At 42.8% G+C, this 16,148-nt stretch carries 14 protein-coding genes; 8 read left to right on the forward strand and 6 right to left on the reverse strand.

Annotated elements, in window-relative coordinates:
• Window positions 1-48: 48 nt before the first annotated feature.
• From E2H97_RS00050 to fadB, 5 genes are all read right to left on the reverse strand, one after another.
• Complete coding sequence (locus E2H97_RS00050) at window positions 49-879, reverse strand: FRG domain-containing protein (protein ID WP_170308212.1); 831 nt, start codon at window positions 877-879, stop codon at window positions 49-51.
• Window positions 880-915: 36 nt separating this feature from the next.
• The gene (locus E2H97_RS00055; protein WP_133405228.1) at window positions 916-4,098 is read right to left on the reverse strand and encodes an amidohydrolase family protein; all 3,183 of its coding nucleotides are present in this window, start codon (window positions 4,096-4,098) and stop codon (window positions 916-918) included.
• A gap of 122 nt (window positions 4,099-4,220) precedes the next feature.
• Window positions 4,221-4,466: a sulfurtransferase TusA gene (tusA, locus tag E2H97_RS00060; protein WP_133405229.1), complete on the reverse strand. Its 246-nt coding sequence runs from the start codon at window positions 4,464-4,466 to the stop codon at window positions 4,221-4,223.
• Between the two features lie 141 nt (window positions 4,467-4,607).
• A complete protein-coding gene (gene fadA, locus E2H97_RS00065) occupies window positions 4,608-5,771 on the reverse strand; it encodes an acetyl-CoA C-acyltransferase FadA (protein ID WP_133405230.1) in 1,164 nt (387 codons plus the stop codon).
• 13 nt (window positions 5,772-5,784) lie between these two features.
• On the reverse strand, window positions 5,785-7,941 hold the full coding sequence (gene fadB / locus E2H97_RS00070; protein ID WP_133405231.1) for a fatty acid oxidation complex subunit alpha FadB: 2,157 nt from the start codon (window positions 7,939-7,941) through the stop codon (window positions 5,785-5,787).
• A gap of 290 nt (window positions 7,942-8,231) precedes the next feature.
• On the opposite strand from fadB, the gene pepQ reads away from it, so the two are divergent.
• The 3 genes from pepQ (at window position 8,232) to E2H97_RS00085 (ending at window position 10,873) form a co-directional block, all read left to right on the forward strand.
• Complete coding sequence (gene pepQ / locus E2H97_RS00075; protein ID WP_133405232.1) at window positions 8,232-9,548, forward strand: Xaa-Pro dipeptidase; 1,317 nt, start codon at window positions 8,232-8,234, stop codon at window positions 9,546-9,548.
• A 3-nt stretch (window positions 9,549-9,551) separates the two neighbouring features.
• Complete coding sequence (locus tag E2H97_RS00080) at window positions 9,552-10,172, forward strand: YigZ family protein (RefSeq protein WP_133405233.1); 621 nt, start codon at window positions 9,552-9,554, stop codon at window positions 10,170-10,172.
• A 131-nt stretch (window positions 10,173-10,303) separates the two neighbouring features.
• On the forward strand, window positions 10,304-10,873 hold the full coding sequence (locus E2H97_RS00085; RefSeq protein ID WP_133405234.1) for a papain-like cysteine protease family protein: 570 nt from the start codon (window positions 10,304-10,306) through the stop codon (window positions 10,871-10,873).
• A 4-nt stretch (window positions 10,874-10,877) separates the two neighbouring features.
• On the opposite strand, the gene E2H97_RS00090 is transcribed toward E2H97_RS00085, so the two are convergent.
• Window positions 10,878-11,900, reverse strand: coding sequence for a hypothetical protein (locus E2H97_RS00090; RefSeq protein ID WP_133405235.1), 1,023 nt, complete (start codon window positions 11,898-11,900; stop codon window positions 10,878-10,880).
• Between the two features lie 291 nt (window positions 11,901-12,191).
• On the opposite strand from E2H97_RS00090, the gene E2H97_RS00095 reads away from it, so the two are divergent.
• The 5 genes from E2H97_RS00095 to sctT all read left to right on the forward strand — a co-directional run bounded on the left by E2H97_RS00095 (window position 12,192) and on the right by sctT (window position 16,138).
• Window positions 12,192-13,649, forward strand: a complete 1,458-nt coding sequence (locus E2H97_RS00095; protein ID WP_133405236.1) for a TrkH family potassium uptake protein — start codon at window positions 12,192-12,194, stop codon at window positions 13,647-13,649.
• Window positions 13,649-14,164, forward strand: a complete 516-nt coding sequence (gene hemG, locus E2H97_RS00100) for a menaquinone-dependent protoporphyrinogen IX dehydrogenase (protein ID WP_133405237.1) — start codon at window positions 13,649-13,651, stop codon at window positions 14,162-14,164. Before E2H97_RS00095 ends, hemG begins: the two co-directional genes overlap by 1 nt.
• Window positions 14,165-14,413: 249 nt before the next feature.
• A complete protein-coding gene (sctR, locus tag E2H97_RS00105; RefSeq protein ID WP_133405238.1) occupies window positions 14,414-15,064 on the forward strand; it encodes a type III secretion system export apparatus subunit SctR in 651 nt (216 codons plus the stop codon).
• The gene (gene sctS, locus E2H97_RS00110; protein WP_133405239.1) at window positions 15,061-15,327 is read left to right on the forward strand and encodes a type III secretion system export apparatus subunit SctS; all 267 of its coding nucleotides are present in this window, start codon (window positions 15,061-15,063) and stop codon (window positions 15,325-15,327) included. The genes sctR and sctS overlap by 4 nt, the downstream gene beginning before the upstream one ends.
• Before the next feature lies 1 nt (window position 15,328).
• Complete coding sequence (gene sctT / locus E2H97_RS00115) at window positions 15,329-16,138, forward strand: type III secretion system export apparatus subunit SctT (protein WP_246029033.1); 810 nt, start codon at window positions 15,329-15,331, stop codon at window positions 16,136-16,138.
• The last annotated feature ends 10 nt before the right edge of the window (window positions 16,139-16,148 follow it).

Below are 16,148 nucleotides of genomic sequence, written 5' to 3' on the forward strand. Positions count from 1 at the left end.
CAAAGAGAGCTGTTTATAGTTTCTGGTTTTTTAATTTTTGGGAACTTATTAAGTTGTAAGTTCCCTGTTGTTTACATAATTCGCATACATTCCTGATCCTGAAAGGTCAGGAAATAATGTGAAAGCGTTAATATTCATTTTATCAAGAGAATCTAATGCAAATTTTTTTTCGCTTTTGGGGATTAAAATTCTTGCTAAATCGATAGTTCCGTTTTCTTTAATCAACTCTATCCATTCAGAGATACACATCATATCTGGAGTTTTGACAAATAACCCTCGTTGATTAATCAACCTATTATTTTCATCCAGATACGGAGATAAAAACTGGATATGTCTTTCTTCTTTGAGTTGTTCAATACAAGGTTTTTCATTTACTTTTTTTGACAATGCCCAGACAACGACATTTTCTGTATCGCTTTGGTTACTATTGAATGCAAAAAAGGCTGCAATATAGGGAGAGTATGACCAATCAAGTAGTGGAGTACTTAATCCAAAATGTTGACCTAAAGCCCACCACTCATCTGTATTCAGTTGAGGTGGATTTTGTCCTCTTCTGCCTAAAGAGTACTTTTTAAAAGTTTCTAAAACTTTCAGTTCAACTTGTTTATCTATATTCCCCATTGCTCTTTTTAAAGTAGGTTCAAGTGACCAATTTTCAGATGCTTGACCTCTAAATACATAATTATTGTTTTCTTTTAAAGCTCCTTCATGGTGAAATAAATCAATAAAGCCATTCCATGAATCGCATTCTATGTCTACGGTGACTTTCCCTGTGGAAACTAACGTCCATCCATTTCCTTGTTCTGCATTGCGTGTTGTTTTCACTGCATTTTTGTTTTTCAACTTAAGCCCCAACTCATAATCATAAAGGTGTTTCACGTGAAACACCCTTTGTCATTTCAACAAAACAATTACTTACTTATCTTCAAAGAAAAACGGTTTACGTTTCTTCTTATCACCATTAAGTTCATTCATGGTTTCAGCATCGTAAAGCTTACCGTTGACCATGGTGTAAACCACTTTGTCGGTATCGCGAATGTTCTTCAATGGATTGCCATCAATCACGATTAAGTCAGCCAGTTTGCCTTTTTTGATACTGCCAAGCTGATGATCAAGAGCAAAGGTTTTGGCAGGGTTAATGGTCGCGGTTTTTAGTACTTCCATATTGGTCATGCCACCTTGTGCGAACATCCACATTTCCCAGTGTGCAGCAAGACCTTCACGTTGACCGTGCGCACCAATGTTAGTAACCACACCAATATCATTTAACTCTTTTGCGGCTTTAACCACATTAAAGTGATTGTAGTGTCCATCAGGTGCTTTAGTACGACGCATAGAACGAGAGTTTAATAATTCAGATGGTACGTACTTAGACAGGCGAGGGTGTTCCCACACATTGGTTTTGTCATACCAGTAATGTTCACCCGAAATACCTCCGTATGCCACAACCAATGTTGGCGTGTAAGCGGTATTAGAGGCTTTCCATACTTGCTTGATGTCGTTATAGATAGCCGCAACAGGAAGTGCGTGTTCTAAAGTCGTGTGACCGTCAACAATCATAGATAGGTTGTGTTGCAGTAGCGAACCACCTTCAGGAACCACCATCATATCCATTTCACGAGCAGCAGCGATCACTTGTTGACGCTGATTACGGCGTGGCTGGTTATAACTCTTCACCGTAAAGGCACCGACTTTTTTAAGACGTTCTAAGTGGAACTTAGCATCATCCAACGAATCAACGTGCGAGGTATAACCTGGGCCATTAGCGCCATACAAAATGGTTCCGGTTGAGAAGATACGTGGTGCAGCAATGTTACCGGCTTTTTGTTGCTCGGATGCCGCAAACACTTCGGTGGTGTCATTGGATGGATCGTGAATAGTGGTAACACCTAGTGCAAGGTTGGCGTACATCATCCAGTTTTGCTGAGGAATGATTTCATTGCTGCCTTGAGAGCCATGAGCGTGAGCGTCGAATAATCCCGGCATAATGGTTTTACCGCTGATGTCGATGACTTTCGCACCCTTAGGAATATTCAATGAGTTATCACCAACTGCTTCGATGTGGTTGTCTTTTACAATCACAACACCATCATTAATAACCTTTTCACCTTCCATAGTGATCACTTGACCGCCAACAAATGCGACGGTTCCACGTGGAACATAGGCATCTTTTTTGAAACCAAGGTCAGTAATAGTTGGCTTAGCTTTTTCGTCATCTTTAGCTTTGGTGTAATCGGTATTGACCTTAGCTTGATAAAGTTCAGGGCCTAATGTCCAATACAGTTGATTGTTATCTCCACCCCAGCTGATACTTTCACCCGCACGAGTACTCAGTTGGGTAACAGGTAAGTTATTAGCACTTGGACCAATGTTGATGGTTTCACCATGCTTGGCGAACGGAGTAACAAACACTTTAAAGCGCTCAGCAAAAGCTAGGTTGTTACCATCAGGCGAAATGCGGAATTCTGTCGCTAACTTGCTTTTATAGTGGGTGCGCTTTTCATGACCGTTTAAGTTAATGGAAGCAAATTCTGGTGTTTTGCCGTAATCCATAAAGTAGACACGATCATTGTCGCTGCCGAATTGTGGTTGATAACCGCTACTGGTGATAAAGGTGTTTTTCTTACCTTTTACATCGACGTGATATAGACCTGTTTCTTGTGACCAAGTTTTGGAAAGCAGACGACCACCACTGGTTTTTCTATAAACCACAGTTTTTCCATCAGGAGAGAAGGTGGGTTCAACATATTTGCCCGGTTCATTGGTCAGTACTTTGGGTTTACCACCACGAGCACTAACGATGCGTACACTACCTTGCTTTTGATCGTTCCAAGTAGTGAAGACAATCTTTTTACCGTCACGTGACCATTGTGGGAATAGTTCAGCAATGTTGTCATTTAAACGAGTTAGACGCTTGGCTCTACCATCTTTGATGTTACGAACCCATAGCTTACCTAACGCTTCATAAACCACTTTTTTGCCGTTAGGTGAGACTTGTGCCATCCGCAGCATTTTGACATCGAAAGTGTCTTTATCAATGTCTTGTTTAACAACAACGGCAGGCTGAATGTCACGAGTGTCGTTAACTTCAAACGGGATCACGTTAGCTGTTTGAGTTTTGGTGTTTAGACGATTAATTTTACCGCCCGCCCAAAATACGATATCACGATTATCTGGTGTCCATGCCATGGTTGGATAGACGCCGTGGATCGCCCACGTTTCTTGCATATCACGATCAAGCTTGTCATAAAGCTTGGTTTTAAGACCCGACTTTAAATCTAAGACATACAGTGTCGATTGGAATCCGTCACGCTTGATGTAAGCGAGTTTAGTTCCATCAGGGCTAGGCGTTGGACGGATCGCACCACCCGTGCCAGATACTAATACATTGATGTCACCGGTTTGGGTATCGTAGCGTTTGATTTTATAAATACCTTTCACAGAATCTTTTGAGTAGTGAAAGGTTTTACCCGGCGTCGCATCTTGGCTGAAATAGATGTAGCGACCGTCAGGGGAATAAGCGGGTTCACCTAAGTCTTTTTGATCATTAGGGCGCTCGGTTAAGCGAACACCTTTGCCGCCTGTCACATGGTAAAGCCAAACTTCACCGGCACCTAAACTGCGGCTGGCCGTAAAGTGCTTACGAGCGACAAGATATTGTGAATCAGGGCTCCACGCTGGGCTGTTTAACAGGCGGAAGGTTTCATTGGTAACTGCACGCTGATTACTGCCATCGGCATCCATAACCCAAAGGTTATCACCACCATTTTCATCAGAGGTATAGGCAATGGATTTGCCATCAGGACTATAAACGGGCTGCATTTGCCACGCCATGCCTTTTACTAATCGTTTAGCTTTACCGCCATTGATTGGCATTTGATAAATATCACCCAATAGATCAAATGCGATGTGTTTTCCGTCAGGGCTGACGGATACATTCATCCATGTGCCTTCGGTAACATTAATGTCGACGCTTTGAGTAGGTTGGTTGGCGGGTTCATTGACCGACCATTTAGTGTCTTCTTTTGCTTGCGCTGTGCTTATGGAAAGACTCAATGCCATTGCCGCATACAGTGGGCTTAACTTGGAGGTAAACATTCGGATTCCCATTCTCGTTTTAGTTATTTTATGCAATGTGTTTTATCGCACATTTAACCAAAACTTAAAAGGGAATTAGCGTTACAAACTATGTGAAAACAAATGTGGTTGTAAGTAAAGACTTACAAGCCTTTTTGGATCAGATATTGATAGGGTGTACTGCTGGTATCTTCAGCAAGTAGTTTGTGATCCATAAACTGACAAAAGCTTGGAATATCACGGGTTGTCGCGGGATCATCAGCGATGATTAATAGCGTCTCACCGTCTTGCATATGACGCACCTTTTTCCGCACCATCATTACAGGCTCAGGGCAGCGCAAACCAAGGGCATCAAGTTGGTGATGGGCGTTTTCAAATGGTGTGGTCATCGTTCGTCTTAGTTACTGCAAAAGTGGCGGCTATTTTACCATTGAGTTTTCAATTGCCAAGTTTATGATGAATAAATGTGAATGTTGTTTCACGTGAAACATGGTGCCAGCTTTGAATTAAGTTGGCACCGAAGAAGGTGTTTACACTCGCTCAAAAACTGTAGCAATACCTTGACCAAAACCAATACACATGGTGGCTAATCCAAGGCTCGCATCTTTCTCTTCCATAATGTTAATAAGCGTGGTGGATATTCGAGTACCAGAGCAGCCTAATGGATGCCCAAGAGCAATGGCACCACCGTTGAGGTTAATTTTTTCATCAACCTTATCCATCAAGCCTAAGGCTTTAACACAAGGTAGTGATTGCGCCGCAAAGGCTTCGTTGAGTTCAATAAGATCAATGTCATCAATGGTAAGCCCTGCACGAGCCAGTGCTTTTTGTGTAGCTGGAACAGGACCGAATCCCATAATAGCGGGATCGCAACCTGCAACTCCCATTGAACGTACTCGCGCACGAATAGGCAAACCGAGTTGTTTGGCTTTTTCTTCTTCCATGACTAACATGGCTGATGCGCCATCTGAAATGGCTGACGATGTTCCAGCGGTCACCGTGCCATTGACGGGATCAAATACAGGGCGCAATGAAGCTAGGGTTTCCAAAGAGGCGTCAGCACGGATCACTTCATCTGTGGTGATTTGGGTTAATGCACCATCGGCATCATGACCATTGATGGGAAATATTTCTGTATTAAATCTTCCCTCAACTGTAGCAGCATGAGCGCGTTGATGAGAGCGAAGGGCAAACTCATCTTGTTGCTGACGGTTAATCTCATGTTGTCGGGCTAACATCTCTGCGGTTAAGCCCATCATTCCTGATGCCTTAGCAACTTGATGGCCAAGCTGTGGATGAAAATCAACACCGTGAGTCATAGGCACATGACCCATATGTTCAACACCGCCGACAATAAAGGTATCACCCATGCCTGTCATAATGGCACGAGTGGCTTGATGAAGCGCTTCCATTGATGAGCCGCATAGACGATTGATGGTGACGCCTGCGGTGGTTTTTGGCAAACCCGCTAATAGTGAAGCATTACGGGCGATGTTAAAGCCTTGCTCTAAGGTTTGCATCACGCAGCCCCATATCACATCTTCAATGTGTTCGGGATTTACTTGAGGATTACGAGCGAGTAAACCTTTCATTAATTCGGCAGACAGTGTTTCAGCACGAAGATGGCGAAATACCCCACCTTTAGAACGTCCCATAGGCGTGCGAATACAATCAACGATTACGGCATTTTTCATGGTCTGTTCCTTTTTATTGTGAAATGGGGAAGTAGCGGCCATCATCTGCAGCCAGTTTACGCATAGAGTCGGTCACTTGATATAAAGGGCCAAGCTGAGCGAAAGAATCGGCTAGTTCGATAAATTTACCAATACCAAAAGTATCTAAATAACGGAACACACCGCCTCGAAATGGTGGGAAGCCTAATCCGAACAATAACGCCATGTCCGCTTCAGCAGGGGAAGCGATAATGCCTTCATCTAAGCAGCGTACTGTTTCTATGATCATTGGAATTATCAGTCTGGCAATGATGGTGTCTTTATCAAATGATTGTTGAGTTTGGCATGTTTTACTGAGTAATGCATTTACGGCTTCATCTTTGACTTTCTTCGGTTTACCGCGTTTATCGGTTTGATATTGATAAAAGCCTACACCATTTTTTTGCCCTAAACGTTCAGCATCAAGTAGCGCTTTAATGGTGTCTTTAGACGATGTAGCCATGCGTTCAGGAAAGCCCTGAGCCATCACTGTTTGAGCATGGTGTGCGGTATCCATTCCCACGACATCCAGCAGATAAGCAGGGCCCATAGGCCAGCCAAAGACTTTTTCCATTACCTTATCGACTTCAATAAAGTCTGCACCGTCAACAAGCAGTTGATTAAAGCCTGCAAAATAGGGGAACAGTACTCGGTTAACGAAGAATCCTGGACAGTCATTAACCACAATTGCCGTTTTTCCCATGGCATTGGCATAAGCGACGACTTTAGCAATGGTGGTGTCTGAAGTGTGCTTGCCACGGATCACTTCCACTAACGGCATTTTGTGTACAGGATTAAAAAAATGCATCCCACAAAAACGCTCTGGGTGCTTAAGGCTTGCCGCCAATGAATCAATGGAAATGGTGGAGGTATTAGAGGTAATGATAGTATCGACACTAACATGGGATTCCACTTCAGCTAATACTTGCGCTTTTACCTTTGGGTTCTCAACCACAGCTTCAACAACAATGTCAGCGTGTGATATCGAAGCATAATCCAAAGTGGCAGATATTTGATTGAGCACTTTGGCCATTTTATCGGTGGAAAGTCTGCCGCGAGTGACTTGATTGTTGAGTAACTTAGCCGCTTCAGATAAGCCTAAATCTAATGCCGCTTGGTTGATGTCTTTCATGATGACCGGAATGCCTTTACTGGCACTTTGGTAACTGATCCCGCCACCCATGATCCCAGCGCCTAATACTGCAGCTTGTTTCACTGGTGACTCGATAGATTTAGCGGCCTGCTTACTTTTATGTTTAACCACTTGTTCGTTAAGGAAGATGCCAATCAAAGCGGTCGCAGCGTCGGTTTTAGCCAGTTCAATAAAGGCATGATGTTCTGCAATAAGCGCTTCTTTTCTATTTTGACGGTGTGATTGTTCAACAATGTTAACGGCAGCGTTGGGAGCAGGATAATGTTTACCTGCTACTTGAAATACCATGGCTTTTGCCGTGGTAAATGCCATTAACGATTCCATTGCTGGTAATGGCATCGGTGTTTGTTTTTGTTGGCGACGTGTTTGCCAATCGAGTTTGCCATCAATGGCATCGGTAAGCATTTGGATGCCGGCTTGCTGTAATTGCTCTGAAGAGATTACGGCATCAATGGCTCCCACTTGCATTGCTACGTCTGGTTTGTGTGGTTTGCCTGTCGTGATCCACTCAAGCGCATTATCAATACCGATGAGTCTTGGTAAACGTACGGTGCCACCAAACCCAGGGATCAAACCTAATTTGGTTTCGGGCAGTCCGAGTCGAGCATTGGGCTCGGCGATACGAAAGTCGGTTGCCAGCACGGTTTCAAATCCGCCGCCCAAGACGAAGCCATTTATGGCAGAAAGGGTAGGAAAAGGCAGATCTTCTAATTTATTAAATACGTCATTGGCTTGTGATAGCCACTTTAGAAGCTTGGTATCCGTTTGCTGAAATAAACCTAAAAACTCGGTGATGTCTGCGCCAACAATGAAGGCGGATTTGGCCGATGACAGTAGGAGAGCTTTAGGGCTTGCTTTGATAATGGCATCTAAGGCTTCATCAAGTGAAGATAAGGTTGCACTATCTAATTTATTTACAGATTGCGCGGAGTTAAAACATAGCTGGGCGATGTGATCATTCAGCATGTCGACTTGAATACTATGGCTCTGATAAATCATTATTTTTATCCTTGGTACTGTATTGCATTGCTAAATAATTGAGAGGGAAGATATGCAGTGTAAAAGTAAGAAGAAGAAAAAACAATCAAATTCAAACGGGCGTTTGATAAAGGTGATTATCTAAAGATTTAACTCAATAATCTCGGAGGATTTTATGGTTTATATTTGGTGTGAAAAAAGTCGTACATTGACACAGATGAATGCGGTCATTAGCTATAGCTATAGCCGTTAACGCCTCATCATTGCTGTGGTACACTCGGGCTCCAGCATTATTCCTAAGGAGTCTGAGCATGTCCTCGATAGGTCAACATTATTCTAAGCACATCATTGAGATGAATCGCCGAGCTGCTGAAATTTGTCAGCGTCAACACCTATCGGGTTTGGTATTTCATGCCGGTCAGCCTAAACGACAGTTTTTGGATGACATGGATTATCCATTCAAAGTGACGCCAAACTTTAAGTCTTGGCTGCCGCTATTGGATAATCCTCATTGCTGGATTGTCGCCGATGGACACAGTAAGCCTACGCTTATCTACTATCGCCCTGTTGATTTTTGGCATAAGGTCTCCGATGTCCCAGAAACGTTTTGGACTGATGAATTTGATATCAAACTCTTAACCAAAGCGGATCAAGTTTCAGCAATATTACCGTCGGATATTGCCAACTGGGCATATTTAGGTGAAGAAACATCATTGGCTGAACAACTGGGCTTTACTCACATTAATCCAAATGCCGTTGAAAACTACCTTCATTATCAACGCTCTTTTAAAACGGACTATGAATTAGATTGTCTTCGTGAAGCGAACAGACTGGCGGTAAATGGGCACCTAGCCGCAAAACAGGCCTTTCTCAATGGCGGAAGTGAATTTGATATTCAGCTTGAGTATTTGAAGGCGGTGGGACAAGGGGAAAACCAAGTTCCCTATAACAATATCATTGCGTTGAATGAAAATGCCGCCATTTTGCATTACATGATCCTTGAACATCAAAAGCCACAACAACATCGTTCATTTTTGATTGATGCGGGGGCTACGTGCGGTGGTTATGCCTCTGACATTACCCGTACCTATTCGGCTGAGCAAAATCGCTTTGCCGATTTAATTGCGGCGATGGATAAATTGCAACATGACATTATTGCTGAGATGAAGGTAGGAAAAAGCTACGTTGACTTACATTTACTCACTCACCAAAAAGTTGCCCAAGTGTTGTTGGATGAAGGACTCGCGACAGGCAGCCTTGAATCGTTAATTGGCAGTGGTATTACCCGTGCCTTTTTCCCACATGGGTTAGGGCATATGTTAGGTCTGCAAGTGCACGACGTGGCAGGCTTTAGCCCCGATGAACAAGGCACTCATATAGCATCACCCGCTGAACATCCGTTTTTACGCTGCACTCGTACTCTGGATGTAGGGCAAGTGCTGACCATAGAGCCGGGTTTATACATCATTGATACCCTGCTTAATGAACTGGATGAGGCTACTCGCCGCCAAATTAATTGGAGTGTAGTGGATGAACTGCGTCCATTTGGTGGTATTCGTATTGAAGATAACGTCATTGTTCATGCTGACCGTATTGAAAATATGACCCGTGATTGCGGGTTAGCCTAAACCGTGACGGATGATCGTTATGCTATTCCAGCACAAGAGTTTGTGCTGGAAGAAGAAATAAAAAAAAGTCGCTTTATCACTATTTTGTTTCGCTGTCAGTCTGAGCAAGAGCTAAAGTTGGCGCTCACTAACGCAAGGCGTGATTATCCTGATGCGCGCCATTATTGTTGGGCATTTGTTGGGGGAGCGCCCAAGGAAATGGTGAATTGTGGTTCTAGCGATGATGGTGAACCGTCGGGTAGTGCTGGGCGTCCAATGTTAGCGGTACTTCAGGGAGCTGATATCGGTGAAATTGGTGCCATTGTGGTACGCTATTTTGGTGGCATCAAATTAGGTGTAGGTGGTTTGGTTCGTGCGTACAGCGGTGGTATTAAACGTGGTTTACCGCAGTTAGAAACCGACATTCAACTGCTTAAGGATGAAGCGACTATCACTTGCGATTATGCACAACTCAGTGATGTGGAGTATGTGTGTAATAAGTATCAAACGACGATTGAAGGTAAAGAATTTTCTGAGCAGGTTGTGCTTAACCTTGCTGTTCCTAAGTCTCAAAAGTCAGCACTGACTCAAGATATTTCCGTTATATCTCAAGGACAATTACAACTTATCTTCAAAGACAAATAAGGTATTAAAAAAAAATCTTTCTACAGTAACTCATTTAACGAATACTATGCCCAAATCATGGTTTAGATGAGTCTGCGGGTTTGTGTAAGGGAAACACAATTACTGCGGATTAACCATAAAGGTTAAAAGTTATGAAAGTCCCCCTGCTTTTTTCACGGTTGGTTAATAAAAGGAAGAAAGCATCAACCGCGAATTATAAAGCCAAAAACCCAGGTGCTTCTGGCCCGCATGACGTTGATTATAATCTTCCCTATTTCCATCAACATTTGGTTAATGAATGTAGTGAGATGTCTTTTACTATGCTCATTGGTTATTACTACCCAGATAAAGTGGTACCCAATGATGCCAAAAGAAGAGGCAGCTTCGAAGGTGTCGATCCCCATGATTTGTATATCAGCCTAGTGGGTAATTATCCTAATTTACGTTCTGATTTTTTTAGAAAAATCACCCTTGAGTATGTCAGTAAAATCTTAAAAGATAACGGGCCATTTGTGTGTAGTGGAGACTTCGCTCGACTGCTTGCTTTTACTAAGATCCGAGCTGGTCACACTATCGTCGTCAAAGGAATATATGGTGACAAAGTGATCATCAATGATCCTTGGCACGGCAAAGACAGGTATAAATCTATTGATTGGTTTTCAGCCTTAGTCGATCGAAATGGTGGTTACTTCTATATTGATGAGCCGTCATTAAGGCATTAGAGGATTAGGTCACTTTTGAGACATTGTAGACTCTGTCTTTTGTTAATCTCCATAATTGAAGCTCCTCTTTCATGGTTGGATGGCGACGGTAAAATTGTTTAAGGTTATGACATCCTGATTCATGACTCAGCATTTTATGATGTTCTTCCAACCTAGGAATGTATTGTTGAACAGAGGCTAAGTTTGCGGTAGCCCGTAATTCAGGCTGTGTGAAAAAAGCAATAAACTGCACCATGGTGCTGATTTGAAGGGCAATAACATGTATATCTATTTGCTTATGTTGTATCAACTCTAATTGAGCTGATATCGCTTCTGTTGCTACCTCCTTATCAATCAGAGCTCTAATGTTTTCAGGTATGATCTTACTTTCCGTAGAGTCTAAAAGTCGACCGTCTGTACTCAATAAAACAATTTGCGATTGGTGCTGACGCTTAAATGCTTCCAATGCATCAAGTGAATTATCGGGTTGAGAGAACCGCTTTCTGATTTGATGAACACCTGAAACTTTTTTGACTTCATAATGAAATAAACAACCTACGGCTTCGATATAAATGATTTTTGGTGAGTGCTGGAGCCTTGTCGGTTGTGGAATATCATGTAATGCGGTTTCAAGTTTACAGTACCCAGATTTTACCTGTGTATGACTAGGCATCCTTAAGTATGAACGGGCGTCACTTGGTACTGCCGTGTGAAAAAACGTTGAAAGACAGGGCTTACTGGTAAATTCGCGATAGGCACATAAGATGGATTGAACTTTGTCTCTATAAGCCGGTACATGAACACACATGAAACGTCTGAATGAATAGAGGTGAGGGGCGTCAGGATGTGTGTGATCGACTTGAAAAGTGACAGAAATGTCCCTTTGATTGCCTTCCTTAAAAGCAAGGGTGATTTGATCATTCTTAGCCGTAAATTGATGACTGAGAGCATTAAATTGTGCCTGCGTAAATTCTGTTAATCGTGAGTCATGGGTAAACTTAAAAGCCAGACCGCTGTTCAGTTGCTGCGCCGTTGCATAGTGAGCCATGATCTCTCCATAAAGCAGGGGTGTATAGGTTTAAGTTATACCACCTGATTTGGATAAATGTATTGAATGATCATCATATTAAATACGAATTAGTTAGAGCCGCAAGGTGCTTTACATTTTGACTGGTTTTTATTTATTGATTCTTGTTCGTGGTATTTTTTACGCTTAACATCAACTTAGTTTGAAAATTGTGAAATAATGGCAAAAACCATTTTATTGCTTTTGTAAAACCGCTTTATATTTGCATCGCAAAAGCAACACCCATTCACAGGGATTAACACCAATTTTGTTATGCAATATCGCACCATAATAAGAATAACTGGCCTGTTAATGGGGCTTTTTTCAATTACTATGCTGCCGCCAGCATTGGTCGCCATCTTTTATAATGATGGTGAAGGCATGGCGTTCATAAAAGCCTTTGTGGTGAGTTTATTATTGGGATTCAGCTTGTGGTATCCCAACCGTTATCACAAAGCCGAGCTGCGAACCCGAGAGGGCTTTTTGATAGTGGTGCTGTTCTGGACGGTACTGGGCTCGATTGGTTCGCTGCCTTTCATTTTTGCCACCAATCCTGAAATGAGCTGGACGGACAGCTTTTTTGAGTCGTTTTCTGCTTTGACGACGACTGGGGCAACCGTAATCGTCGGGCTTGATCATCTTCCTAAAGCCATTTTGTTCTATCGTCACTTATTACAATGGCTTGGTGGCATGGGGATCATTGTATTAGCGGTGGCAATTTTGCCTGTTCTCGGGATTGGGGGGATGCAGCTGTATCGCGCTGAAATTCCAGGGCCTGTAAAAGACAGCAAAATGACCCCTAGAATTGCCGAAACCGCAAAAGCCTTATGGTACATCTATCTGTTTTTAACCTTAGCGTGTGCCGCTGCTTTTTGGCTTGCAGGCATGAGTGCCTTTGATGCCATTTGTCATTCATTTTCGACGATTGCGATTGGTGGCTTTTCAACACACGATGCCAGTATGGGCTACTTCAATAGCCCAGTGATCAACCTGATTTGCGTGGTGTTTTTGTTGATTTCGGCAATTAACTTTAGCCTACATTTTGCGGCCGTAACCAACAAAGGATTCAATTTAAAAGTCTATTTTAAAGACGCCGAATTTAAGGTGTTATTGGCGGTACAGCTTATTTTGACCGCGATTTGTTTCCTCGTACTGTATCAAACCAATATTTATGATTCGGCTGAAGAAACCTTAGATCATGCACTATTCCAAGCGGTATCTGTTTCAACCACGGCGGGGTTTGGTACAGAAAGCTTTCATAGTTGGCCATTGTTTTTGCCTATGCTGCTGATTTTCTCCAGCTTTATTGGAGGCTGTGGCGGCTCGACAGCGGGCGGAATGAAAGTCATTCGAATCATTTTGTTGGTACTGCAAGGCTCTCGTGAAATGAAACGCTTGGTTCACCCTCGTGCCATTTTTACCATCAAAATTGGTAATTCTGTTCTCCCTGATCGTGTGATTGATGCGGTGTGGGGCTTTTTCTCAGCTTATGCCTTGGTATTTATTATCAGTATGCTGGCCTTGATGGCATTTGGCGTCGATGAGTTAACAGCGTTTAGTACCGTAGCCGCATGTTTGAATAATTTAGGCCCAGCTCTCGGTGAAGCCGCTAGTAATTATGCTACGCTCGGTGATGGCGCGAAATGGGTACTACTGATCACTATGTTATTTGGTCGCTTGGAAGTGTTTACTTTATTGGTGTTGTTTACGCCTACATTTTGGAAGAATTAATGAACATCGCTCTTATCTATTCAACCGTTGATGGTCAAACCAAGCATATTTGTGAGGTGATGGCGACTCATATGACACAAGCTCAAGTGACGGTATTATCACTTGAACAAGTGACTGAAGATAAGTTATCTCAATACGATAAAGTCATGATTGGTGCCAGTATCCGTTATGGTAAATATCGTCCAGCGGTGTTTGAGTTTATTGGACAACATCATGAATGGCTGACTCAAACCCAAAGTGGTTTTTTTTCCGTAAATGTGGTGGCGAGAAAACCAGAAAAAAATACGCCAAAAACCAACCCTTATATGAAAAACTTCCTCGCGCAATCACCTTGGAACCCAGCTGTGCAAGGTGTCTTCGCCGGAAAAATTGAGTACCCGAAATACGGCTTTTTTGACCGAACCATGATCCGTTTTATTATGTGGATAACGAAAGGCCCTACCGATACTCGTGGTACCTATGAGTTTACCGATTGGCAGAAGGTTGAGCGTTTCGCCAAGGCTTTTGCTGATTAAATTCCCTATGTTAAAGAGCAAGTGATCGACTTGCTCTTAATGTTCTCCGATCACCTTAATTTTATTGTTAACATTTTCCGACTTTGTCGATATGGCTGAACTCATGATTCAGGTCTATTCTTGAATGAGTCGTTGGCAAAGTTGCGCTGCTTATTGTTAAGCATAATCACTAAGAAGTTCAGGTATTCACCTGATGGTGGCAACCTCCCGCCAGACGCTAATGTGTTATAAAACTTACAGGACGTCGGCATGAGCTTACTTGAACATCCCGTTCACTTGATCATCGTATTGTTTGCGTTATCACTGTTGCCTTTATTTGCAGTGATGGGGACTTCGTTTCTTAAAATTTCTATTGTGCTATCCATGCTTAGAACGGCATTAGGGGTACAGCAAATTCCACCCAATATGGCCATATACGGCTTATCCATGGTGTTAACCTTATTTATCATGGCACCCGTGGGCAGCGAAATTTACAGTAATTTAAAGCAAAATCCCATTAAGCTCAGTGCGCCAGATATTCTTGAGCGTTTAAATACACAAGCGGCTGAGCCTTATCGCGAGTTTTTAAAAAAGCACAGTCATGCCAAGCAAATCAACTATTTTTCAAAGGTAGGCCACAAGATTTGGCCCAAGGCCTACCATGAAAATCTCGATAAAAACTCGCTCATGGTGCTGATCCCCGCTTTTACCTTAAGCCAGTTAATCGAGGCTTTTAAGATTGGTCTACTCTTGTATTTACCTTTTGTCGCCATCGATATCATTGTCTCGAATATTTTGCTGGCGATGGGGATGATGATGGTATCGCCGATGACCATCGCACTGCCGTTTAAGATCCTGATCTTCATTATGATGGGGGGATGGGAAAAACTCATTAGTCAATTGATGTTGTCATACTCATGAATGTATCCGATTTTATTCACCTCACCTCCGAGCTTTTGTGGATCACACTATTGCTTTCAATGCCGACGGTCTTGGTCGCTTCGGTATTAGGGGTATTAGTATCACTGGTTCAAGCTTTAACTCAAATTCAAGACCAAACGTTACAGTTTTTGATCAAGCTGGTGGGGGTCAGTATTGTCATGGCCATGACCTACGAATGGATGGCGGTGGCCATGCTTAACTTCGCTAATGAGATGTTCAATCTGATTGATAAGGTGGGGTAAATTGGAGACAGAGTTCTATAAAGCCCTTACAGAACATCTTCCTGTCTTTTCCCTCAGCATGATGCGTCCGTTGGGGATGATGTTGCTATTGCCATTATTCAAAAGTGGTAGCTTAAGCAGCGGCTTAATGCGCAACGGCCTTGTCATGATGTTTGCTTTTCCTGTGATGCCTACGTTAATGGACATGCACGAACATTTATTAGAAGCCACTTATCTTGAGCTAGTTGGCTTGTATATAGAAGAGTTTGCTATTGGTCTGATGATCGGTTTTTGTGCTGCCGTGCCATTTTGGGCGATTGATATGGCGGGCTTTTTAATTGATACCATGCGTGGTTCATCGCTCTCAACGGTTCTTAACCCGTTATTGGGAGTGGAGTCTTCGGTTTATGGTGTAATTTTTGCTCAGGTTTTAAGTGTGCTGTTTCTGGCTTCAGGTGGACTGAACTTCTTACTCAGTGCCATGTATGAGTCTTACCTTGTACTGCCGCCTGGTTCGCCTTTGTATTTGAATGGCAATATTCCGTTATTTGATTTCTTTTTAAAAGAATGGCGGTTGATGAACGCCTTGTTTATGGGGTTTGCTATGCCTGCAATGGTGATCATGATGCTCACCGATACCGCCTTTGGTTTGGTGAATCGCTCGGCGCAGCAATTAAACGTATTCTTTTTATCCATGCCGGTTAAGTCGGTCATGGTGCTGTTGGTGATGATCTATTGCATCAACTTTGCGTTTCATAATTATCTTGCTCGTACTGACAGCGCTGAATCACATTTTCAAATTTTGTATCACCTGTTAGAACCTAAGCCATAAGGAGGAGACA

It is taken from the genome of Parashewanella tropica (assembly GCF_004358445.1).
GTDB classification, from domain to species: Bacteria; Pseudomonadota; Gammaproteobacteria; order Enterobacterales; family Shewanellaceae; genus Parashewanella; species Parashewanella tropica.

Excerpts from the sequence above, each read along its gene's own strand:
- E2H97_RS00055 (WP_133405228.1), bottom strand. The coding sequence starts at position 4,098 with ATGTTTACCTCCAAGTTAAGCCCACTGTATGCGGCAATGGCATTGAGT.
- tusA (WP_133405229.1), bottom strand. The coding sequence starts at position 4,466 with ATGACCACACCATTTGAAAACGCCCATCACCAACTTGATGCCCTTGGT.
- fadA (WP_133405230.1), bottom strand. The coding sequence starts at position 5,771 with ATGAAAAATGCCGTAATCGTTGATTGTATTCGCACGCCTATGGGACGT.
- fadB (WP_133405231.1), bottom strand. The coding sequence starts at position 7,941 with ATGATTTATCAGAGCCATAGTATTCAAGTCGACATGCTGAATGATCAC.
- pepQ (WP_133405232.1), top strand. The coding sequence starts at position 8,232 with ATGTCCTCGATAGGTCAACATTATTCTAAGCACATCATTGAGATGAAT.
- E2H97_RS00085 (WP_133405234.1), top strand. The coding sequence starts at position 10,304 with ATGAAAGTCCCCCTGCTTTTTTCACGGTTGGTTAATAAAAGGAAGAAA.
- E2H97_RS00090 (WP_133405235.1), bottom strand. The coding sequence starts at position 11,900 with ATGGCTCACTATGCAACGGCGCAGCAACTGAACAGCGGTCTGGCTTTT.
- E2H97_RS00095 (WP_133405236.1), top strand. The coding sequence starts at position 12,192 with ATGCAATATCGCACCATAATAAGAATAACTGGCCTGTTAATGGGGCTT.
- hemG (WP_133405237.1), top strand. The coding sequence starts at position 13,649 with ATGAACATCGCTCTTATCTATTCAACCGTTGATGGTCAAACCAAGCAT.
- sctR (WP_133405238.1), top strand. The coding sequence starts at position 14,414 with ATGAGCTTACTTGAACATCCCGTTCACTTGATCATCGTATTGTTTGCG.
- sctS (WP_133405239.1), top strand. The coding sequence starts at position 15,061 with ATGAATGTATCCGATTTTATTCACCTCACCTCCGAGCTTTTGTGGATC.